The organism is Borrelia venezuelensis, from assembly GCF_023035835.1.
Classification (GTDB): domain Bacteria; phylum Spirochaetota; class Spirochaetia; order Borreliales; family Borreliaceae; genus Borrelia; species Borrelia turicatae.
In genome coordinates, this window is the sequence record NZ_CP073226.1 from 1 (window position 1) to 24802 (window position 24802).

Below are 24802 nucleotides of genomic sequence, written 5' to 3' on the forward strand. Positions count from 1 at the left end.
TATAATTTGTTAATAGTATAAGTAAAAATATACAATAGTTGTCTCTGATTTATACTCTTATTTATAAAGCAAATATAAAAAAATAGGGTTCAATTTATATTTAAACCCTATTTGACTTAAACATCATACTCTCAAAAAGCAATAAAATTATTAATTACATATTGCTTTACCGTAAATATGGTATGTATTACTTTTTATCAAAACCTAATGCTTCATGTGCTCTCTTTAAATTATCAAAATCTTCCTCTACCTGTTTCATTGCATTCCTAAGTTTTCCCATCTCTGATTCTACTTTAGCACACATATCATCTGCATGACCCAAACTCTCTTTTGCATCTGATATATAATAATAATGTATACCATAATAACCATTTGACCTTATCTGTGCTGAAAGCCTTAAAGCAGACTCAGTAGAATTCTTTGCATGCTCAGCATAACTTTTTGCATTTTCTAATGTATTGAATTGCTCCTTATACCACACCATGGCAATATTTCTACTACTCTTAACTTTCTCAATTGCTTGATGTAATTTTATCTTCACATTTTGATCAATACCATTTCCATTAAAACCTCTTGCCCTATCAAAATCAGAATTAGCTTTAATAATATTAGCTTGCATACTCTCAATCTCTGACAATGATGCACTTACCTCACTATGCATTGCCTCAATAATTACTAATTTACTACTAATTTTGCTATTAATTTCATTAACTTCATTATCGTAACTAACAAGATAAGATTCTTCCTCTTCTGTTAACCTATTATCTTGGAATATAGACTGTTGTTGTTCTACTCTCTCTCCAGGTCTTTTCTCTTTAAGCTCTAGCTCAATACCTTTTTTTTGTAAGTTTTTTTGATTTATTTTTACACCCTCTTCAATCCTTACAACAATATCTACTTGCTCTTCTTTAATTTCTTGACTCTCTTCTTTAGACTTTAAATCTTTTAACTTTTTATTTTCTTCTACAAATTTTTCTCTTGATTTATCTAGCAATTCATTAAGAGCATTTATATCACATGATAACAAACATAATAATGTTAACATACATACTGATAAAATACTTCTCTTCATATCTCCCTCCTGGGATATCAAATAAATTAATAATGATTATTATATTAAATAATAATCATTATTAATTTAAAATATATATCACCTTATCTAAAATACAAATTATTTTAATTAAAATTCTCTATTTTTTTTATTCTCTCTTACTATACAAGTATTCACTTATTCTCTAAAATCCATAGATCCCAAAAAAGAGACATAATATGCGTTTTTACTATTATCATGACTTATTTTTTAATTTAAAACTATTATCTTTATCTTAATATTGTTAAATTATGGTTTCAATGCAAACAACTATATTCCCTAGATAATTCCTAAAATGATAAAATTAGATTAATATCAATTAGTATAATTTTATATACATGAAAACATATTCACTTTTTAACCTTTTAAATCACAAGAAAATCTTTACTTTAAATGACCTTTTTTATATCCATGATTCCTTATTTTTATGCACTAGCTGTTATTTCTGATATCTTAACAGCTTCTCTATACGGATTTATCTTCTTGAATAACTATAGTTTGTCAATAAATATACTCCTTAACATAAAACTTAACACTACTTGTTTATATAGACTTGTATGTTCATTCTTCATTAAGAATCTATAAGCTCATCATATAATTAACAAACTTGATAAAACCTTTATCTAAAACCTTATATTCCTTATTTAATAAATCATCTCTCTCAATATCAGTATTCAAAAGCAATTACACCTCAAAGCTTTAAAATAATTTACTAGTTATTCAATTTAAATCATTATATAGTTTGTAGAAATTTATTTAAATAAAATTAAAGAGAGTTCCTTATAAAGGAACTCTTCTTGTAAATACTAATATTATAAAATATTTAAACCTTTCAGTCTTTATCTTGAAAGATTCCCTAGAATAGACTTTGCCTCATTAATGATTTCCTCTATCTCTTTCTTTATTCCCATTGCTCCTCCTATCTTCCCAGAAGAAGATTCTAATTGATTTAAAGAATTTCTTGCATCACGTTGTGAATCCCTAGATAATTGTAATATTAAACCATTATCCACTCTTCTAAAAAAGTAATACTTACCCTTACGTGCTTCATTTTCTAATCTTTTAGTAATAGCTTCTCTTAAAGTCTTTTGTGCTTTTTCAAACAAAAATTTTGCAGATTCTAGCTCATTAAGACCAACCTCAACTTCAGTAATAAACCTTTCAAGATTAGATCTTTCATCATTTAACTTATTTTGCAATTGAGTTAGGGAACTTTTTTTTGCTCTATTCTCTCTCCTAATTTTTAAAGAATAATTCTCTCTTTTATTTTTAAGTTCTGAGAGAGTATCATAAAAACTAAATTCTAATTGCTTATATTCACTTTTGAGTTTAAGTGCGTCCTCAATTAATTGCTGGAATCCAGAATCTCTAAGAGCACTTTTTACTTTCTCAATTTCTGCTTGTGCTTCCTTTTCCTCTTTAGTACTTGGAACTAAATCTTTTTCTTCTATTTTTATTACTTCTTCTTTAGGATAGTATGGATACACTTGCTCAGACACCTCAAATCCCGCATTAACAGGTTTTAATTCCATATCTTGTTGTATGTCTACTTCTTCTTCAAAAACATCAATATCACCTACTCGTTCTTCTCCAACTGCTTGATCTTCTTGTTCATGTTTTAAATCTTTATTATCTTTGCTTTCATCTAAAACTTTTCCCCTTACTTCATTTAATAAATCATTAAGGACATTTATATCACATGATAACAAACATAATAATGCTAGAAGCATACATACTGATAAAATACTTCTTTTCATATCTCCCTCCTGGGATTTTAGATTATTTAATTATTATATTTCAATATTGAGATTCAATAATTGCTGATAATTATATAACTTTTATTTTAAATAACAAAACTAAATTTCACAAAACCTCAATTATTTTATTCTGTAATAATTAAAGGCAATGCAAAATTATTTTAATACAATAAAATTAATTACATACCAAACAAAACTAAACTAATCTAGTAATACTTACTTACATTACACCTAAATAGCATAGTACTAAATAAAAGTTGCTGTCTTATCTTTAGTACAAATATTTAATATTAAAATACCAAAAAGGAAAACAATTCTTATGAATAGAACAGTTTTTCACAAATGACTTTATTTAGTTATATATTTATTTTGTACTAGTTATTTATGTTAACTGTTAAAATTGCAGGTGTAATAGCATTTCAAGATTTATTTTATTATTTAATCGTTTAGTATATCTTCTAATTGCTATTAGAAATACTGTTGAAATTACTTTACAAGCACTAAAAACAGTTCTTGCGATAGATTAAATGTATTAGAATTAGCACTAATAACAACACCATTAGCTATATAAACAGATTTATCTTAACTTTTCTTAACATTAAACAAGATTGCTACAGGAACAAATAAACTAAATTAACTATAAGAGGTTAAAATACAGTTTTAAGATTCTCTGAATTACTACCGAACTATTCAACTTTTTAATTTCATTACAACTAATATAGAAGGCAGACTTAGAGATAAGTTTGCCTTCTAATCTTAATTTTAAGTAATGAATCTAACTATCTATTTTACTGCTGAGCTGCTGGTTTTGGGGATCTAGCTTTATCTATTTTTTCTTTTGCTTTCTCAAGAACATTCTTTACTGCCTTCTTAATTATATCCTCTATTGATACCAATAACTTATTTACTGCACTTACTCCTACTGCTTGTACTACTTTGTCATCATCATTATTATTCGCAGCTAATTTACCATCCTTAACTAAAGAACGTAATGCTATACCTCCTGCTACAGCTGCTGCTTTAGCTACATCTTTTGCTAACTGACCTGTATCACTTCCTCCTCTTGCAAACTTTAGTGCACTTGTCTGTGCAGTTGCATCAACTGCTAGTGCTGCATCAGCATCACTTTCTTGTGACTTAACTATTGATGCTAATATTTCTTCACCACTAACTGCTGCTACTATTGCTGCGGCTTTATCTCCCACAGCTGCTCCTGCATTAGCACCTGCAGCTAAGACTTTTACTCCATCTTTATTATCTGCATTACCTACTTTTACTGCTACATTTCCAGCTTTTGGCTTTGGAACACCTACCTTACCTGCTTCTTCTACAATTCCTTTCAATGAATTAAAGGCTTTCTTTAATTCAACATCAGTTGGTGCTGTGCCTTGAGCATTACTTGCAGCCTCACCTACTGGTTTAGCATCACCGATATCTTTTAAAGAGTCCAAATGAGTTTTTAATGTGTTTAAAGTAGTCTTAGCAGAATCAACTGCACTTCTAATTATCTTGTTTAGCTCACCTTTATCAAGCTCTGTTTCTGATTTCTTTGCTACTTGTTCTAATTCTGCTGATGCGTCTCCAAGCTTAGCACCTAGGTTGTTAAAATAATTTCCTACCTGACTTTTATTTGTATCTTTAGTTACTCTTAAACCTAATGTACCAGAAAGTAAATCTAAAAATGCATAAAAAGCATTTTCAGCACTTCTACTTACATCCATGAGAACAGAACTTAAACTGTTCCCTCCTGTAGCTGCTCCGCCACCATTAGGTGAATCAACCGACTGTTGTCCACTGCCACAGCTAAGAAGTAAAAATAAAGTCATCAATAATGCACATAAAGTAATTCTTTTCATTATCACGTGCCTCCTTTTTAACTCAAAGAGGCCAGATATAAACAAAAGGAAAACAATTCTTATGAAAAGAAGAGTTTTCCTCAAATGACTTTATTTAGTTATGTATTTGTTATTAATTCTGATTATTAACTTTTGTTTCAGAGGTTTGCTTATCAATAGTTACAGGGGTATCAGTAGGATTAAATTTCATAGCATCTTTAACAGTCTTAAGACCCACGTCAATAGTGTTTCTTATTGCTATGGTGAGAGTATCTAATGCTTTAGTTACTGCACTTACTGCAGCTCCTTTAACTATAGGAGCAACAGATCCTTGATCATCAGCACTAGGACCAGTAAATTTACCATCCTTAGCCATTGCTCTCAGTGCAATAGCACCTGCAATAGTTCCATCTTTAGCATTAGCTAATTTAGCTGCAGCAGCATCACCATTATCCTTAATCATAGCCTTTAATATGTCAGCCCCAGTTACAGCCCCAACAGCCTTAGCAGCATCAGCAGCAGATTTTTTTGCAGCATCAGCAGCTCCGGCATTATCGTTAGCAAATAACTTACCCGCACCATCATTAGCGGTTCTTGAGGTGTTACCATCTTCAGCCTTTTTATCATCACCAGCCTCAGGATTACCTTCATTTTTAAGAACTACATCTACAATTGATTTAATTCCTTTTATTAAGTTTTCAGTTTCACCTTTAGCACCTGCAGGGGCTGCATGAGCAGCAACATTACCAAGCAGGTCACTAGCATCACCAATAGCCTCACTGGCAGTCTTAGAGCCCTGTATTATCTTATCAAATGTTTCACTAACTAGTTTTTTTACTGCCATATCAGTAGCTTCTGTATTAGGATTATTTTCAGTCTTCATGTCAGCAACAATTTTCTCAAGGGCTGTCTTAGTAGATGAAAGAGTATCATGAATGGTCTTAAAGTAGTTCCCAACATCAGACTTTTTAGTATTAGTATTAAAACCTAAAACCCCTCCAACCATATCAGAAAGGGAAGTAAAAACATTTAAGAAGTCATTACCTAAACTAATAACTGACTTTAAGAATCTACTCTGAGGATTCTCAGCATTAATACTGCCACTGCCACAGCTAAGAAGCAAAAATAAAGTCATTAATAACGCACATAAAGTAATTCTTTTCATTATTACGTGCATATTTGTTTACTCAAGGGGAAGCTAGACATAAATAAAAGGAAAACGAATCTCATGAATAGAGAAATAGTTTTCCTCAAATGACTTTATTTAGTTATGTATTTGTTATTAATAATTCTTTATTGTTTCTGGCCTACCGATTGTTGTTCCTGTAGATGTAGTAGCTTCTACAGATTTATCTTCTTATTTAACAGCAGATAGTGCTTAACTAATTGACTTTAACCCACTATCAACAGTATTTTTAATAGCAATAATAAGAGTACTTAAAGTCTTACCAACAGCACTTGCTGCTACACCATTAACTGCATGAGCGAATTTATCTTCATTTTGCTTAGCAGCAAACTTACCATCCTTAGCCATTGCCCTTAAGGCAATACCCGCAGCAATAACTGCGTCTTTTTTTGCTCCTTCCTCTTTAATCTCTTTTTTGTTAGCAACAACCGGAGCAATAGCAATCTCAGCTGCATCTGTAGCTTTTTCAATGCCATCAGTACTATCTGCAGTAGGATTTTCTTTAGAGCTAGCAATCGATTGTAAAATATCAGCCCCAGTTATAGCACCAATAGAAGCACTAGCTGCAGCATGAATACCATTAACAATAATGGTATCTCTAGTAGCACCAGCAAGTGTAGTTAAAGCAGAAATTAGTTGTTCAAAGATATCATTAGCTCCTTTAATCGCATCCTCAATTAATTTAATTGAGCTGCTATTAGCATTCTTTGCTTCAGATATTTTATCTGATAGCTCATTTAACTTCTCCTTAGTAGTTGAAAAGCCCATCACCTATAGTCTCAAAGTGTTCACCAACTTTACTTCTCTTATCACCGGATTTAACTGCTGTAAGTCCCAAAGCATCACCAATAGCATTACCAAAAATACCAAAAATCTAGTAAAACCCATGTTCTATCTTGATAAGTGAATCTAAGAAAGAAATTTCTAGATTAAGAAGCCAATTTAACTTTATAAAGTTAATTATAACAATATAGAAGGCAGACTTAGAGATAAGTTTGCCTTCTAATCTTATTTTTAAGTAATGAATCTAACTATCTATTTTACTGCTGAGCTGCTGTTTTGGAGCTCTAGTTTTATCTATTTCTCCTTTTGCTTTCTCAAGAACATTTTTTACTGTCTTTTTAATTATATCCTCTACTGCTACCAATAACTTATTTACCGCAGTTATTCCTACTCCTTGCACCTCTTCTTTTCCTCCAGCACTACCATCAGCAGCTCCTGAAGCTAGTTTACCATCTTTAACTAAGGAACGTAATGCTATTCCACCTGCTACTGAAGCTGCTTTAGCTGCATCTTGTGCCAGATGAGCTCCATTACCTCCTTTTGCAAATGCCAACGCACTTGTATCTCCACTTGCATTAGCTGTTAACGCTGCATCACTTTCTTTTGACGCAACTATTGAAGCTAATATTTCCTCACCACTGACTGTTGATAGTATTACCGCTGCTTTACTTGCATCTGTTGCTCCTGCTTTGTTATCTGTAGCTAATATCTTAGCCCCATCCTTATTATCTGCATTACCTATTTTTACTGCCGTGTCTCCTGATTTTGGCTTTGCAACACTTTCTGATTCAGCTGTGTCCACTATTCCTTTCAATGCCTTAAATGCTCCTTGCAATTTATCTGCAACAGATGTTACTCCTGTGGCATCACTTGCAGCTTCACCTACTGGTTTAGCATCACCTACTTGACCTAAAGAGTCCAAATGAGTTTTTAATGTATTTAAAGTAGTCTTAGCAGAATCAACTGCACTTCTAATTGCTAAGGCTATTGATCCATCTTTAGCTCCTTCTCCTTCTGATTTTTTTGCTACCTTTTCTAACTCTTCTGATGCTTCTCCAATTTTCGCACCCAAGCTGTTAAAATAACCGGCTACATCCTCTTTCTTTGTATCTTTAGTTACTCTTAATCCTAATGTATCTGAGAGTAACTCTAAAAAAGAATAAAAAGCATTTTCAGCACTTCTACTTACATCCATGAGAACAGAACTTAAACTGTTCCCTCCTGTAGCTGCTCCGCCACCATTAGGTGAATCAACCGACTGTTGTCCACTGCCACAGCTAAGAAGTAAAAATAAAGTCATCAATAATGCACATAAAGTAATTCTTTTCATTATCACGTGCCTCCTTTTTAACTCTAAAGAGAAAGATGGCTAACAAGCTTTGATAAACATAAAAACAAAAACTAAAAACACAGATATTGTAACCTTGCAGAGATTAAATACAATGAGGCAATCATCAATTGATAATTGTATTTAACAAAAAATTAAATGATTTTGATAAAAAAATAATTGACAGAAGGTCAATTAAATAAGGAGCTAAGTAAATAAATTTACTTTACTAATAATGACATTAATGCTAAAAATATTCCTATATTTAGGGTAATAAGAGTTCCAAACATCCAACCATGAAGTCTTAATGTACTCTTAAGTTCCATTTTGTTAACATCAATTTTATTATCCAAGTCTTTAATATCAGATTTCAGTTCACTTCTAAAGTTATCAATCTTATTATCAAGTTCATTGAATTTAGTATCAATCTTGATGTTAAGATTATTCTCAACAGTATCAATCTTATTATCAAGGTCTCTAATATTGGATTTTAATTCATTTTTAACGTTATCAATCTTATTATCAAGTTCATTGAATTTAGTATCAATCTTGATGTTAAGATTATTCTCAACATTGTCTATTTTGGTGTTAAGATTATTCTCAACATTGTCTATCTTGGTGTTAAGATTATTTTTAACAGTATCAATCTTATTATCCAGATCTCTAATATCAGATTTTAATTCATTTTTAACGTTATCAATTTTATTATCGAGTTCATTGAATTTAGTATCAATTTTAGTATCAAGTTCGGTCTTGATAGATTTAATCTCAGCTTGTAAAAGTGCTTCAACTTTTTCAAGCTTAAGGTTAAAATTAGTCTCTAAATACTCAATATCCTTGTAAGTAAGCTCATTTTTATAATATCTGTAAGACAGATCAATAGCAATATCTCTATTTATACCAGCTCTAGTCAGTTCAGCTATAACCATTTGTTGAGTAATAACAGGTTGAGCAAGTCCCATAACAATCTCCTTATGTAACTATTATATAATATTTTAAGTGTTATAGGAACCTTATTTTAGTAAAATGTGATTTAAGAGGGTACCTAACTATAACATAAAGTGTTTGGTCTATTTTGCTTTAGTTTATCAAAAAGCTCAAATGCGGTCTTACCATCAATCTGTTGTTAAAAGATTACTATCAATACTATTTTAAACCTGAGTATTATTACAAAATATAAATAAAAGGAAAACGGTTCTCATAAATAGAGAAGAGTTTTCCTCAAATGACTTTATTTAGTTATGTATTTGTTAATAATTATTTTATTGTTGCTGGCTACCGATTGCTGCGTCTGCAGGTGTAGTAGAATCTGCAGATTTATCTTCTTGTTTAACTGTAGCTAGTACTTCATTTATCTTTTTTAACCCATTATCAACAGTATTTCTTATTGCTATTATTAGAGTACTTAAAGTTTTACCAACAGCACTAGCAGCAACACCATTAACTGCAGGTACAGCTTTATCTTCATTTTTAGCAGCAAACTTACCACCTTTAGCCATTGCTCTTAGAGCTATACCAGCAGCAATAACTGCATCTTTCCTCTTAGTCTCTTTAGTACCACTATCATTTTTAGCAGTAGCAATCTCTGCTGCATTACTTGCTTGATCAATATCTTTACCGGCTGAAGCCATACCAGACTTAGCAATAGCTTGCAAAATGTCATCCCCAGTTACAGCCCCAATAGATGCATTTGCCTTAGCTGCTTCGGCTTCTGTTCCATTATCAGATGCTTTACTAAACAACTTACCTATATCCTTTTTGTCATTATCTGTAGTCTTATTTGCCTCTGCACTCCCTTCATTGTCTTTTAATACCACGTCAACAATTTCTTTAATACCCTTAACAAGAGCGTTGACACTTGAAGTATCTGCGGGCGTAGCATCCCCATTTTTGACAGCATTTCCAATAGTATCAGCACCAGTAGCACCCTTTGATGCCTCCCTTGCTCCTTCAGCAATTTTATCTAATGTGTTAGTAATAAACGCATCAACAACTGTTTTAATTTTTGAGTAATTTCCATTCTTAGCAACTTCCGTTTGTAATTTCTCTTTAACAGATGTCATAGTTTTTTCAATATCAGAAAAGTATTTCCCAATATCAGATTTTTTAGTGTCAGCTTTAATACCAAAAGCTCCAGTAACCATATCAGAAAGAGAAGTAAAAACATCTAAGAACCCTTTACCTAAATTAGCAATAGAAGTTAAGAAAGTGATTTTAGGATCCTCAGCACTAGTAGTACCACTGCCACAACTAAGAAGTAAAAATAAGCAATCTAAGTTATTATTAAGTTCTAAAACAAGATAAAAACAATGAATAAATATAAGTCTAAAAGGTAAAAATAATTAAAGAAATCTTAAAGATTATAATAAAGTAGTAAAGCAAGTAAAGGAAGAATAAAAGAACAAAAAAAGCTAAGAGAAGCAAACTCTTAGCTTATTATTTATAGACTTTATTTTATAAGAAAATAACGATTAATTAAAAACTAATCTTATAATAATAATTTATCTTTAGTTAGAGGGTTTAACAGAAGTTGTAAGCGCATTAATTGCAGATGTTACTGCAGCTTCAGCAGCAGTTAACAACGCATCAATTGCTGTGTTTAAAGCAAGAAGTTCTTTTCCCCCTTTATCTCCATCAGGATGACTAGTTCTATCTATAGCTTTTTTTGCATTCTCATCAGTAGCAGCTCCGTTTTGCAATCCTAAAGTAGCATGTTGATTTTTCAACTTAGCTGTAAATGCTTTAACTTTATCCTCAACATCTTTGACCTTTTCATTTAAACCTTTAAGGGAATCCGATATTTTTAATTCTCCTACTTTTGTTTCTATAGTTGCAGCCACACTAAATGCCCCTGCCAATAAAGGAGTGTAGTGAGCACCAGCACCTGCATCATCTTCCAACCCATTTGCACCAATCTTTTTCTTAATACCCTTAGCGAGTTCATCAATAGACTTAACTAAGGTATGAACTTCTTTAACATCGTTAGCAAAAGCAACAGAATCTGTAATGTTCTTAGTTAATTTAGCTAAATCAATAACAGTGCCATCAGATTTAGCCACTTCATCATCTTTAAGATTTTTTCCTGAAGTATTACAAGAGCTAAGTAAAAATAAAGTCATTAATAACGCACATAAAGTAATTCTTTTCATTATCACGTGCCTCCTTATCACCTCAAAGGGAACAAGATGGTTAATAAGCTCTGTGAACAAAATAAAAAAGCTAAAAAATAGATACTATAACCTTGTATAGACTAAATACAATGAAAAAATTAACAGATATTAATTGTCTCTAACAAAATTTAAATAATTTTTGTAAAAAAAATGACTAAAAATGATTGATAAAAAATCAATTAAATGAATTTACTTTACTAATAATGACATTAATGCTAAAAATATGCCTATATTAAGGGTAATAAGGGTACCAAACATCCAACCATGAAGTCTCAATGTACTCTTAAGTTCTAATGTAACCTTATCAATTTTACTATCAAGTTCCATTTTGTTAACATCAATCTTATTATCAAGGTTCCTAATATCAGATTTTAATTCACTTATGACTGTATCAATCTTACTATCAAGTTCATTGAATTTAGTATCAATTTTGATGTTAAGATTATTTTCAACAGTGTCAATCTTGGTGTTAAGATTATTCTCAACAGTATCTATCTTATTATCAAGGTTCCTAATATCAGATTTTAATTCATTTCTAATGTTATCAATCTTAGTATCAAGTCCATTGAATTTAGTATCTATTTTATTATCCAGTTCGACCCTGATAGATTTAATCTCAGCTTGTAATAGTGATTCAACTTTTTCAAGCTTAAGGTTAAAATTAGTCTCTAAATACTCAATATCCTTGTAAGTAAGCTCATTTTTATAATATCTGTAAGACAGATCAATAGCAATATCTCTATTTATACCAGCTCTAGTCAGTTCAGATATAACCATTTGTTGAGTAATTACTGGTTGTGCAAGTCCCATAAAAATCTCCTTATGTAATTATTATATAATATTTTAACTGTTATTGGAACTTTATGTTAGTAAAATGTGATTTAAGAGGGTTCCTAACTATAACATAAGGTGTTTAGTCTATTTTCTTTAGTTTATCAAAAATCTTAAATGCAATCTTACCATCAATCTGTTGTTAAAACATTGCTATCAATACTATTTAGACCTGAGTATTATTACAGATAGTAAAAAAGGAAAACGAATCTCATGAAGAAAGAAATAGTTTTCCTAAAATGACTTTATTCAGTTATGTATATTGATAATTATTTATTATTGCCCACTGGTTAATGCTTCTGAAGGGGTAGTAAAATTTGCAGACTTATCTTATTGTTTAACTGCTGCTAGCGCTTCACTTATTGACTTTAACCCATTATCAACAGTATTTCTTATTCCTATTATTAGAGTACTTAATGTTTTGTTTACAGCACTAGCAGCAACACCATTAACTGCATGAACAGATTTCTCTTCATTCTTAGAAGCAAATTTACCACCCTTAGCAACTATTAAAGCTACACTTCTTGCAATACTCCATCTTTAGGATCAGCACCAGAATTACCCTTTTCTTTAAATACTACATCAACAATTCCTTTCATCCCTTTTACTAGACTATCAAATCCAATCCCAACAGCATTAGTAGCACCCAACATTTCAAGTAGGTCTGAGCCAATATCACTAAGACAGTCTTATATCCTTGAACTATAAGATATATAACGTCACAACCGTTATTTTCCTCTTATTTATTTTTTGTTAATTTTAATAAAAATATTTTTGCTAAAAATAAGTTTGCTTTCCAGTAATAATTGTGTTATTATAAATTGCAGTAATACCTAAATTAAGGAGTATCAAATGAAGGATACAAAAAAAACTACCAACAAACATCAACACAAATTAATCGTTTTAATATCTACATTAAATTACATGAACTTAAAGTTTAAAAAATATATTCAAAGTGACATACTTTATTATTTCAATAATAATATGAAAAAAAATGGATACAAACCCACTAAAATTAAAACAATACAAAATTATCTTTATAAATTAGAAAAAGTATTAGGAGTCACAATTAACTATCACAGACATTTGGGTGTTAACATGGGAACTGAAATTCATTATAAGCTTAAATACTCCAAAAAAGAATGTTACCGCATAATCAATAAACACTTTAGAGAAAAAAAAGAGAAGAGACATCAAAAACGTGTTAGTGCATATTTTGAAAAGACTTGCAATCAAAATAGCAGTGTAGAAAAAGAGGAGTGTTATTATAATACTTATAATGATAAAGAAGAAGATAAGAATAAAAAAACTATAGAAAAATTACAAATAGGGAAGTATGCTAAAAAGTGCAACTTCAAATCAAATACTTTCTTTTCTATTTTGAATTTAAAAATAGAAAAAAATACCAAAATTGAAATACTTAAAGTACTCAAAAGGACGGAAAATTTTATCAAGAACAGTATATATAAAAAACAAAAAGATACCAAGTTAAGAATAGGCAAATTTAAAAACAAACAACAAGAATTAAGTAAAATACTAAAGGAGACAAAGATTAGCTTGGAAAATGAAGGATATAACAGTGAACAGTTAGAAACACAAATACAAAATATATACTATCAATATAGGCATAAGCCACATTTTATAATAGAAAATGAAAAATACAATGACTTAAAAAAGATATTAGACAAACTTAAAAATTCAGCTGAACTTATTAAAGTAAACATAAAAGAAGATGGGAAAGACATTAAAAACAACGTGTTTAGTATACTTCTTGATCAATTGAAACATAAAATAAAAACATCAGTATTAATACCAATATTAAAAGACTATTTAAATAAACAAAATATATTAACATATAGCAAGGTATTTAGTAACCATTATTACCACGAGCTTTTAGATATATTAAACGATAATAAAGATTATTTAAAATCAGGGGAATTTGAGAGAAATTACAGTTAAGGATTAATGGTGGAGAGTGTATTAGAACGTCTTAAAAAGAAGAAGTTAGAAATTAAAGAAAAAAGGGATAAACCTATTTTTGTTAAGATCGAGAATAAAAACAACAAAACTTTTTATCACACAAAAATAATGAAGGACTTATATGTATTCGGCATTAACAAAAATCAAAAGAACAAATTTTTCATTTCATTTAGGGAATTATTTAATCAAGAAAGGATAGAATTTTTTCATCTATTTTCTTTAAGAAATGATGATAAATTCTTAGGTATTTTTTATGGTTATAGAAAACCAATAAAGAATGTTGTAACAAGGTATGAGGAAAATGGTGTCATGAAAACATCTACATTTTCAAAAGCCTATTACATAGAATTTAGATTTAAAAAGGGAAGTGTGTTTTGCTATTTAAAAGAAATATCTTACTTACTCAAAAAAGATAAATCGGACACAAAGTATTCCAAATCTTTAATTGAAAAACTTGCTAAGTTAGAGAAACAAATATATGAATTTTATGGTAAAAATTCAAAAGATGGGGGCCTTATAAATAAATGGATACAAAAAAGACAAAAGTAGTAACTTTAGCATCAATTAAAGGTGGTGTTGGAAAAAGTGTTAGCTCAATTATATTTGCAACACTACTTGCCCAAAAACATAAAGTGCTTTTAATAGATATGGATACCCAGGCTTCTACTACCAGTTATTATTCTGGTAAGCTTGCAAAATTGGATATAAGTCTTATAGATAAAAATATTTACGAAGTTTTAAAGACCAATTTGAGCATTAATAATGCAAGGTTTGTTATTGATGAGAATTTAGATTTAATACCAAGTTACTTAAGCTTGCATCAGTTCAACATAGAACCAATTCCTTTCAAAGAAATGAAACTTAAAAAACAATTGAAACAATTAGAAATTGATTATGACTATATAGTAATTGATACGAATCCCAGTTTAGATTTTACTTTAGTCAATGCTTTAGTTTGTAGTGATTATATAGTAGTCCCGATGACAGCAGAAAAATGGGCAGTTGAAAGTTTAGATTTATTTGAATTTTTTGTCAGTAAATTGGATTTGTCTCTTTCTGTTTTTTTATTAGTTACTAGATTTAGAAAAAATAATACACACAAATATCTTCTTGATATTTTAAAGTCTAAGAGTAATTTTTTAGGAACTATATCTGAAAGAGAAGATTTGAATAAAAGGATAGCAGGAGATAGTACTTTTGATTTAAATAGAGACTATATACATGAATATCAAAAAGCATTGGATATCTTCTTAAAAGAAATATATCAAAAAATAAATGTTCACTAGTGAACGTATATTGTAAAAGAGGAGTTTTTATATGAAAATAAAATTAAATAAGAGGGCTCTAGAAGGTAGAAATTTATCAGATCACGAAAAAATATTAACTCATTATAATAAATTAAAAGAAAAGCTGATTATAAATTTTAAAGATGAAATTTATTCTAAAATAGAAACAATGAAAGTTTTAAAAGAGATCAAGGATAAAGGGTATTATAAATTAGATGGCTATAAAAATTTCGTTGATTTTATATTAAATTTTAATTTAGCAAAGACACAAGTGTATAATTACTTAAAAATAGCCTCAGCAATGGAAGAAGGGTTAATAAATGATGATTTTATTTTAAAAAATGGGTTTAATCAAACTTTATTTTTCATTAAAACCAATGATAATTTAACACTAAAAAAGTCAAGACAAAATTCAATAAAGCCATTAAGGTTTCAGCTTAAGAATCAAGAAAGTTATGATTTTTATAAAAAAAATGCCAAATTTACAGGATTTATATTAGATAAACTTTTTTTAAGTAAAAAAGATTTGTTAGAAGATTTCATGAAAGAATTTAAAAGTTTGAAAGGAGATTAGCAATAGATGATTATGAACAATTTGTCACATACAATATATAAAACATAAAGTTAAGGATAGGGTTCTTAAGATAAACGGCTTACTAAAAAATTAGAGGATTCCATTTTACTTCATAATGGTAATTTATACTTTTGAAATCTTAATAAAAAATATGAATTCATTAAAACAACAAATAATTAATATGGATAATAATTTGTAAAAATACATGTGCAATTTACCTAAAAAAACAATAATTCTGTCTCAAGAGAAGAAATAAAAAGAAAGATAATCTAATGTTGTTAAAGAAAATTAAAATAAGTAACACAATGTTAAATCTTGTTTAATTGATAGGAATTTCCATCATTATTTCTATTCTTATATATATAATGACAAACTATTTTGGGGAGGGATAATGATATTAAAAAATAAAGGTGGTTGATTTTATTTAAAATTTATTGTATTTTAATTGTTATTAGTAGTGCTATTCATTTTAGGGCTACCTTAATTTAGGTTCATTCGAATAAAGCTTTAGAGCTTAATTAGCCATTCTTAATAGAATAGTTAATTAAGCTCTAAGTCTTTGTATTCTTATATATTGACTTATTAAAAATTAATTTTTGTGAAATACGATAAATAATATGTGTATGTAAACTGTAAGACTATAAGTAGTATAGCAAAAAGTGAAATAGCCAAGCGGAATGAGGTTTAAGACAAATAAAGAATGCAAATATTAAAGCAAGTATTGAAATACAGTTTGTTAATTATGAATTTGTTCCTTTTGGTGATAAAACATCTAAAAGTTCACCAGTAAATATTCTTGTTATAGGAATTTGCTTCAAGTATCTAAGAGGATGCATATGAAATTAAAAAAAACATCTTTTGATAGTCTAGAAATTATAGGTAATTTTTTACTTTAATTAGAGAAAAATCATAATTTTAGTATACGTGATTATTTTGAAGGGGGAACTAAAACTTATAACATCTGAGTATTGGATTGTACTTGTAAATAATTCTTTGATAAAGACTGTAATTATTTCAGAAATAGTAGGAGTTTTTTTCAAATTTTTAGTATATAGAAAGCCTAACTATGGTAAAAGGTTCACTGAAATTATTTAGTTATATAGCTAAGTGATGGAAATTTTAAGTTTATTTATCAGTAAATATGGGCCTTTATGCAATTGAAAAAAAAGCCATTATTTGAGGTGATTTTCTTTCAATTCTTAATTTTTAGTTTTGAATATTTTCTGTATATCCTTTAGCAATATATTTGTATCATGTATTTGCTCTTGTTTAAGAACTACATAGAAAATGTAGTTGAAGGTTGTTTGAAGAATGAAATTGTTTTGCAGTAGTTTCTCATTTAAGTTAGAAATGAATACGAAATTTTATTAATTAGGTATTTTCTTTTAGTAGTTTACTTCCTTGCAGTTATACGTACTATTCTTCAAAATTTAATTTTTTTACTTTATGAACCAATTGTTTAGTTTATGCCATAGTGTTTCTGTTGAAGAAGTTTTGGTTTAATCTATTAGTGAGGGGGTATTAGCAATATTAAGTGAGGGTAAACATGATGCTGGCGATAATAAAAAAGCTACAGATGGTCTAATCAGGAAAACTATTTGCTACTGCTAATGCTGGCACTGTTAATGCAGTAAAATCTGTGGGAGCGGTAATCAATACTGACATATTATAAGCTATGGTTAAAGAGAGTAGTGATTCTGCTAAAATAACTAAAGAAACAATTGGTAATTCTGCTACACCTAAGGATGCAACTCTAGCAGGAAGTATAGCATTAAGAGCTGTGGCAAGGGAAGAAAAGTTTTGCAGATATTGAGTATGCTAACAATAGCAATAAGAATCACAGTAGATTTAAGATTGGATAACATTAAAAGGTATTGGTTAGAGATTAATAAAAGAGAAAGCTTTGTTACTAAATTTATCTATCAAGTGAGTTAGGAATAATAAATTTTTGGATAAACATAGTAAAGCGTTAATATCATTAACCGAAACAGTATATCAATTAGTATCTATTAACACAGCCTCATAATTAAAGGTAGTTAATAGATATTTGAAAAAAGTTCATCATTTTATTTGTTTTATGGATTTATTTTTTCCATAAATTTATATATTTGTAGTTTGTTAAGAAAAGACAAAACCTTTTTTTCGTCGACGTTTAATTGTTATGTAACGCTCTTAAGAAGTTTTATATTGCTTGTAATATCTTGAAATAGGGATGTGTTATTTATTGTTGACAAATTACTGTGTATCTTATCAAGAGAGTTAGTATTGCAAGAGTTTTTTAAATACTGTATGTATTGTGTTGTTGCATCTTTTAATATTTTTGTAAATATGTCTTTTAATAGTCCATTGTAATTTTCAAGAGACTCCTCTGCTTCTTTTTTTGCATCTAATGTTTTTACAATGCCCGCTATAGCTTGTTTGAGTTTATCAATATCGGTGTTTAGTATTAACTTATGTAAGTTTTCTTGTGCATTAATTATGATACTATGGTCATTTGGGTCATTTGGATTAGGGTTTTTGATAGAGTTTTTTAGGAAAGACAAAGCTCCTTTTTCGTTATCATTTAATTGTTCTATGACGTTGTTATAATGTTTGATAATTCTTATAATATCTTGAAATATGAATAATGTATTGTTTGTTGTTGACAAATTACTGTGTATTTTATCAAGAGAGATAGTATTACAAGAGTCTTTTAAATACTGTATGTATTGTGTTGTTGCACTGTTTGCTCTTTGAGTTAATTTGTCTTTTAATGTTCCATTATAATTTGCAAGAGAGTTTTCTGCTTCTTTTTTTGTATTTAATGTTCGGATGATGTTTAACAGCATTGATTTGAGTTTATTAATATCGGTTTTTAGTGTTAACTTATGTAATTTTACTTGCATATTAATTATGGTCCTATGGTCATTTGGGTCATTTGGATTAGGTATTTTAATAGAGTTTTCTAGGAAAGACAAAGCCCCTTTTTCGTCGACGTTTAATTGTTCTATGACGTTGTTATAATGTTTTATAATTTTTATAATATCTTGAAATAGGGATGTGTTATTTATTGTTGACAAATTACTGTGTATCTTATCAAGAGAGCTAGTATTGCAAGAGTTTTTTAAATACTGTATGTATTGTGTTGTTGCACTGTTTGCTCTTTGAGTTAATTTGTCTTTTAATGTTCCATTATAATTTGCAAGAGAGTTTTCTGCTTCTTTTTTTGTATTTAATGTTCGGATGATGTTTGACAGCATTGATTTGAGTTTATCAATATCGGTGTTTAGTATTAACTTATGTAAGTTTTCTTGTGCATTAGTTATGATACTATGTTCACTTGAGTCATCTGGATTAGGTTTTATGATAGAGTTTTCTAGGAAAGACAAAGCCTCTTTTTCGTCGACGTTTAATTGTTTTGTAACGCTATTAAGAAGTTCTATATTGCTTACAATATGTTCAAATGTAGAAGCATGATCTTTTGGGGATATAATAAAAAGATAAAGATCAAGCCATTCGATATCTACGGTATTAAAAGTGTTTTTTAAATGATTTGCATATGATGTTGTTGCGTCTTTTAACATTTTTGTAAGTGTATCTTTTAGTAGTCCATTGTAATTTTCAAGAGAATCCTCTGCTTCTTTTTTTGTATTTAATGTTGGTATGATATTTGACAGTATTGATTTGAGTTTATTAATATCGGTGTTTAGTATTAATTTATCAAATTTTTTTTGTGCATTAATTATGATATTATGGTTATTTGGGTCATCTGGATTAGGTTTTGTGATAGAGTATTTAAGGAAAGTCAAAGCCTCTTTTTCGTCGACGTTTAATTGTTCTATAGTGTTATTATAATTTTTTATAATGCTTATAATATTCTCAAATAGGTGTGATGTATTGTTTGTTGTTGATAAATTATTGTACATTTCATTAAAGTCGGGAGTATTGCAAATGCTTGTTAAATGATTTGCATATGATGTTGTTGCGTCTTTTAACATTTTTGTAAGTGTATCTTTTAGTGGTCCATTGTAATTTTCAAGAGAATCCTCTGCTTCTTTTTTTGTATTTAATGTTGGTATGATATTTGACAGTATTGATTTGAGTTTATCAATATCAGAATTTAGTATTAATTTATGTAAGTTTACTTGTGCATTAGTTATGATATTATGTTCACTTGAGTCATCTGGATTAGGTTTTGTGATAGAGTTTTCTAGGAAAGTTGAAGCTTCTTTTTCGTCGTCGTTTAATTGTTCTATAGTGTTATTATAATTTTTTATATCATTTACAATATTTTCAAATATGTTTGCATTGTTTGTTGCTGTTGACAAATTACCGTATATCTCATCAAGAGAGGAAGCCTTACAAATGTTTTTTAAATGATTTGCATATGATGTTGTTGTGTCTTTTAACATTTGTGTAAGTGTATCTTTTAATGGTTCATTGTAATTTTCAAGAGAATCTTCTGCTTCTTTTTTTGTATTTAATGTTATTACAATGCCCGCTATAGCTTGTTTGAGTTTATCGATATCGAAGTTTATTATTAACCTATGTAAGTTTGATTGTGCATGCATTATGATACTATGGTCACTTAGGTCATCTGGATTAGGTTTTGTGATAGAGTTTTCTAGGAAAGTTAAAGCCCCTTTTTCGTTATCATTTAATTGTTCTATAATGTTATTATAATTTTTTATATCATTTACAATATTTTCAAATATGTTTGCATTGTTTGTTGTTGATAAATTATTGTACATTTTATCAAAAGAGGAAGTTTTACAAAGGCTTTTTAAATGATTTGCATATGATGTTGTTGCGTCTTTTAGCATTTGTGTAAGTGTGTCTTTTGATGGTCCAGTATAAACCCTAAGATAATCCTCGACATCTTTTTTTGAATCTAATGTTGTTATAATGTCTGATATAGCTTTTTTTAGTTTATCAATATCGGATTTTAGTATTAACTTATGTAAGTTTACTTGTGCATAAATTATGAAATTGTCGTAATCTGGGTCAACTGGGTTAGGTGTTGTGATAGAGTATTTAAGGAAAGACAAAGCCTCTTTTTCGTCATCGTTTAATTGTTCTGTAGTACTATTATAAATTTTTATATCATTTATAATATTCTCAAATGTGTTTGCATTGTTTGTTATTGATAAATTATTGTACATTTCATCAAAATCGGGAGTATTGAAAATGATTTTTAAAAGATTTTCATATAATGCTATTGCGTCTTTTAGCATTTGTGTAAGTGTGTCTTTTAATGGTCCATTGTAATTTTCAAGAGTGTTTTCTGCTTCTTTTTTTGTATTTAATGTTAGTATGATATTTGACAGTATTGATTTGAATTTATCAATATCGGAGTTTAGTGTTAACTTATGTAAATTTTCTTGTGCATTAATTGTGATATTATATTCATCTGGGTCAACTGGGTTAGGTGTTGTGATAGAGTATTTAAGGAAAGACAAAGCCTCTTTTTCGTCGTCGTTTAATTGTTCTATAATGTTATTATAATCTTTTGTAGTGCTTACAATATTTTTAAATACGTTTGCATTGTTTATTGTTAGTAAATTACAGTGTATTTCATTAAGACCGGTGTAGGAACACATATTTTTTAAATTATAGATGTATTGTGTTGTTGCAGTGTTTACTCTTTGTGTAAATGTGTCTTTTAATGGTCCATTGTAATTTTCAAGAGAGTCCTCTGCTTCTTTTTTTGCTTTTAATGTTAGTATGATATTTGATAGTATTGGTTTGAGTCTATCAATATTTAAATTTAGTATTATATTATTGAACTTTTCTTGTTCACCAATTGTGCTATTATAGTCATCTAAATCGTCTGAATTAGGTTTTGTGATAGAGTATTGAAGGAAAATTAAAGCCTCTTTTTCGTCGTCACTTAATTGTTCTATATTATTGTTGTAATGTTGTATAGCTTTTGCAATATCTTCAAATAGGTATGTTTTGTTTATTGTTGATAAATTACAGTTCATTTTATTAAGACAGATGTAGTAACACATATTTTTTAAATACTGTATGTATTGTGTTGTTACAGTTTTTAATATTTGTATAAAAGTATTTTTTAATAATGGTCTATTGTAATTTTCAAGAGAATCTTCCGCTTCTTTTTTTGCTTTTAATGTTGGTATGATATTCAATAGTATTACTTTAATGTTTGCAACATTTAAATTCAGTATTAGATTATCGAACTTTTCTTGTTCATCAATTGTGATATTATGGTCATCTGAGTCATCTGGATTAGGTTTTATAATAGAGTATTTAAGGAAAGTTAAAGCCTCTTTTTCGTCGTCGTTTAATTGTTTTATGACGTTATTGTAATCTTTTATATCACTTGCAATAGCTTCAAATAGTTGTGCTGTATTGTTTGTTGTCAATAAATTACGGTATATTTCATCAAAATAGAGAGTATTACAAATATTTTTTAAAGTATTTGTATATTGTGTTATTGCATCTTCTAAAACTTTTATAAGTGTATTTTTTAATGGGTCATCTTGATTTATAATAGAGTTTTCAGCATATATTTTTGCTTTTAATGTTGGTATGATATTTGATAGTATTAATTTGAGTTTATCAATACTTAAGTTTGTTATTAACTTATTAAGGCTTGCTTGTGTATTAGTTATAATATTATGATCATTTGGGTCATTTGGATTAGGTTTTGTGATAGAGTTTTCTAGGAAAGTTAAAGCCCCTTTTTCGTCGTCATTTAATTGTTTTATGATGTTATTGTAGTTTTTTATATCGCTTGCAACACTTTCAAATAGTTGTGCTGTATTGTTTGTTGTTGATAAATTATGGTATATCTCATCAAAATTGGGAGTATTATAAATACTTCTTAAAGTGTTTATAACTTGAGTTGTGACATCTTCTAATTTTTTTGTAAGTGTATTTTTTAGTGGGTTATTGTAATTTGTAAGAGAGTCTTCTGCTTCTTTTTTTGCTTTTAATGTTGGTATGATATTTGATAGTATTGATTTGAGTTTATCAATACTTAAGTTTAGTATTAACTTATTAAGGCTTGCTTGTGTATTAGTTATAATATTATGATCATTTGGGTCATTTGGATTAGGTTTTGTGATTAAATTTGCAAGGGAAGTTAAAGTTTCTTGTTCCTCGTTATTTAATTGTTTTATGACGTTATTGTAGTCTTTTATATTACTTGTAATATCTTTAAATAGATATGCATTTGTTATCGATAAATGATGGTACATTGTGTCAAAATTGGAACCATTATATGTTCTCTTTAAAAGATCTGTAAATTGTATTGATGCATTTTCTAATTTTTTTATAAATGTGTTTTTTAATGGCCCATTGTAATTTTCAAGAGAGTCTTCTGCTTCTTTTTTTGTCTTTAGTATCAGCATTATATTTGATAGTATTGATTTGAGTTTATCAATACTTAAGTTTATTATGAACTTACTAAGACTTATTTGTTCTTTAATTATAAGTTTATTGATTCTTTTTATCTTTGTTGCGATAGAGTTTCCAAGGATAACCAAAGCCTCTTTTTCGTAGTTGTTTAAATGCTGTTTTATAACATTATTATAATGTTTTATGGTGTTTATAATATTTTCAAATATGTCTGCGTTGTTTATTGTTGACAAATTTTGATGTATTTCATCAAAATTTGAGGTGTTACATATGTTTATAATAAGATCTGTAAATTGTGTAGATGCATTTTCTAATCTTTGTATAAATGTGTCTTTTAATGTTCCATTATAATTTGCAAGAGAGTTTTCTGCTTCTTTTTTTGTATTTAATGTTCGGATGATGTTTGACAGCATTGATTTGAGTTTATCAATATCGGTGTTTAGTATTAACTTATGTAAGTTTTTTTGTGCATTAGTTATGATACTATGGTTACTTGAGTCATCTGGATTAGGTTTTATAATAGAGTATTGAAGGAAAGACAAAGCCTCTTTTTTGTCATTGCTTAATTGTTCTGTGACGTTATTATAATGTTTTATGGTATTTATAATATTTTCAAATGTATCCGCATTATTTATTTTTGACAAATTATGGTGCATTTCATCAAAATTTGGAGTGTTACATATGCTTATAAGAAGATCTGTAAATTGTATTGATGTGTCTTTTAGTATTTTTGTAAGTATGTCCTTTAATGGGTTATTGTAATTGTCAAGAGAGTCTTTTGCTTCTTTTTTTGTATTTAATGTTAGTATGATATTTGATAGTATTGATTTGAGTTGATCAGTACTTAGGTTTAATATTAGTTTATTAAGATTTTCATTTATATTAGTTATAATGCTCTGATTATTTGGGTTGTTTGGATTAAGTTTTGTGATAGAGTTTTCTAGGAAAGACAAAGCCTCTTTTTCGTCGACATTTAATTGTTCTGTGACGTTATTATAATGTTTTATGGTGTTTATAATATTTTCAAATGTATCAGCATTGTTTATTGTTGTCAACTTATGGTATATTTCATCAAAATTTGGATTGCTACAAGTTGTTTTTACAAAATAGATATATTGTGTTGTTGCAATTTTTAATATTTGTATAAGTTTGTCTTTTAATAATCCAGTGTAATTTGCAAGAAAGTCTTCCGCTTCTTTTTTTGCTTTTAATGTTGGTATGATATTTGATAGTATTAATTTGAGTTTATCGATATTTAAGTTTAGTATTACCTTACTAGGTATTCCATGTGCAAGAGTCAGAAATTGATAGTTATCAGGGTTAGGTTTTGTGATAGAGTATTGAAGAAAAGCCAGAGCCGTTTTTTCTTCGTCGTTTAATAGTCCTTTTAAAATTTTGGTTTGTTGCATAAATATACTCCTTAAATTTTATTTTTAAATTAACAATTTAATTATATAAGATAATATTAAACCATATAAATAAATAAGTAAATAGGTTGGAGGAATATTTATGATCATTTTATTGATATATAATATAAGTGTAAGCATTAAGACGATCAATTGAGATAAATTGTTGTTATTGGAGATAAGTAATAAGAGATTTGTACTATTAATAATTAATT

Annotated in this window: 16 protein-coding genes and 3 pseudogenes; 5 read left to right on the top strand and 14 right to left on the bottom strand. The window is 28.6% G+C overall.

The window, feature by feature from the left end; genetic code table 11:
• Window positions 1-187: 187 nt before the first annotated feature.
• The 13 genes and pseudogenes from bvRMA01_RS05455 to bvRMA01_RS05510 all read right to left on the bottom strand — a co-directional run bounded on the left by bvRMA01_RS05455 (window position 188) and on the right by bvRMA01_RS05510 (window position 12632).
• Window positions 188-1072, bottom strand: a complete 885-nt coding sequence (locus bvRMA01_RS05455; protein ID WP_247032698.1) for a hypothetical protein — start codon at window positions 1070-1072, stop codon at window positions 188-190.
• An 857-nt stretch (window positions 1073-1929) separates the two neighbouring features.
• Complete coding sequence (locus bvRMA01_RS05460; RefSeq protein WP_247032700.1) at window positions 1930-2847, bottom strand: P12 family lipoprotein; 918 nt, start codon at window positions 2845-2847, stop codon at window positions 1930-1932.
• Window positions 2848-3635: 788 nt separating this feature from the next.
• Entirely contained in the window at window positions 3636-4703 is a 1068-nt protein-coding gene (locus tag bvRMA01_RS05465; protein WP_247032702.1) for a variable large family protein, read from the bottom strand.
• 112 nt (window positions 4704-4815) lie between these two features.
• Entirely contained in the window at window positions 4816-5847 is a 1032-nt protein-coding gene (locus bvRMA01_RS05470; RefSeq protein WP_433996724.1) for a variable large family protein, read from the bottom strand.
• Between the two features lie 192 nt (window positions 5848-6039).
• Window positions 6040-6438 (bottom strand): annotated as a pseudogene (locus bvRMA01_RS05475) (variable large family protein); the annotation flags it as partial.
• A gap of 41 nt (window positions 6439-6479) precedes the next feature.
• Window positions 6480-6787: pseudogene (locus tag bvRMA01_RS06285) on the bottom strand (variable large family protein); the annotation flags it as partial.
• Between the two features lie 108 nt (window positions 6788-6895).
• The gene (locus bvRMA01_RS05480; RefSeq protein ID WP_247032706.1) at window positions 6896-7981 is read right to left on the bottom strand and encodes a variable large family protein; all 1086 of its coding nucleotides are present in this window, start codon (window positions 7979-7981) and stop codon (window positions 6896-6898) included.
• Window positions 7982-8199: 218 nt separating this feature from the next.
• Window positions 8200-8940, bottom strand: a complete 741-nt coding sequence (gene bdr / locus bvRMA01_RS05485) for a Bdr family repetitive protein (RefSeq protein WP_247032708.1) — start codon at window positions 8938-8940, stop codon at window positions 8200-8202.
• Between the two features lie 300 nt (window positions 8941-9240).
• Entirely contained in the window at window positions 9241-10293 is a 1053-nt protein-coding gene (locus bvRMA01_RS05490; protein WP_247032720.1) for a variable large family protein, read from the bottom strand.
• A 192-nt stretch (window positions 10294-10485) separates the two neighbouring features.
• Window positions 10486-11127, bottom strand: a complete 642-nt coding sequence (locus tag bvRMA01_RS05495; RefSeq protein WP_349643003.1) for a Vsp/OspC family lipoprotein — start codon at window positions 11125-11127, stop codon at window positions 10486-10488.
• Between the two features lie 210 nt (window positions 11128-11337).
• Window positions 11338-11958, bottom strand: coding sequence for a Bdr family repetitive protein (gene bdr / locus bvRMA01_RS05500; RefSeq protein ID WP_247032710.1), 621 nt, complete (start codon window positions 11956-11958; stop codon window positions 11338-11340).
• A gap of 351 nt (window positions 11959-12309) precedes the next feature.
• Window positions 12310-12510: pseudogene (locus bvRMA01_RS05505) on the bottom strand (variable large family protein); the annotation flags it as partial.
• On the bottom strand, window positions 12495-12632 hold the full coding sequence (locus bvRMA01_RS05510) for a hypothetical protein (RefSeq protein WP_247032711.1): 138 nt from the start codon (window positions 12630-12632) through the stop codon (window positions 12495-12497). The gene bvRMA01_RS05510 and the pseudogene bvRMA01_RS05505, both read right to left, overlap by 16 nt.
• A gap of 199 nt (window positions 12633-12831) precedes the next feature.
• Here bvRMA01_RS05510 and bvRMA01_RS05515 point away from each other — a divergent pair, with 199 nt between their 5' ends.
• From bvRMA01_RS05515 to bvRMA01_RS05535, 5 genes are all read left to right on the top strand, one after another.
• On the top strand, window positions 12832-13938 hold the full coding sequence (locus bvRMA01_RS05515) for a plasmid maintenance protein (RefSeq protein ID WP_247032712.1): 1107 nt from the start codon (window positions 12832-12834) through the stop codon (window positions 13936-13938).
• A gap of 9 nt (window positions 13939-13947) precedes the next feature.
• Entirely contained in the window at window positions 13948-14508 is a 561-nt protein-coding gene (locus bvRMA01_RS05520) for a DUF226 domain-containing protein (protein ID WP_247032713.1), read from the top strand.
• Complete coding sequence (locus tag bvRMA01_RS05525) at window positions 14484-15245, top strand: ParA family protein (RefSeq protein WP_247032714.1); 762 nt, start codon at window positions 14484-14486, stop codon at window positions 15243-15245. Before bvRMA01_RS05520 ends, bvRMA01_RS05525 begins: the two co-directional genes overlap by 25 nt.
• Window positions 15246-15276: 31 nt before the next feature.
• Window positions 15277-15819: a chromosome replication/partitioning protein gene (locus bvRMA01_RS05530; protein WP_247032715.1), complete on the top strand. Its 543-nt coding sequence runs from the start codon at window positions 15277-15279 to the stop codon at window positions 15817-15819.
• A gap of 1675 nt (window positions 15820-17494) precedes the next feature.
• Window positions 17495-17632 (top strand): variable large family protein, encoded by a 138-nt coding sequence (locus bvRMA01_RS05535; protein WP_247032716.1) that lies wholly within the window; start codon window positions 17495-17497, stop codon window positions 17630-17632.
• A gap of 346 nt (window positions 17633-17978) precedes the next feature.
• On the opposite strand, the gene bvRMA01_RS05540 is transcribed toward bvRMA01_RS05535, so the two are convergent.
• Entirely contained in the window at window positions 17979-24590 is a 6612-nt protein-coding gene (locus bvRMA01_RS05540; RefSeq protein WP_247032718.1) for a BTA121 domain-containing protein surface lipoprotein, read from the bottom strand.
• Window positions 24591-24802 lie beyond the last annotated feature (212 nt).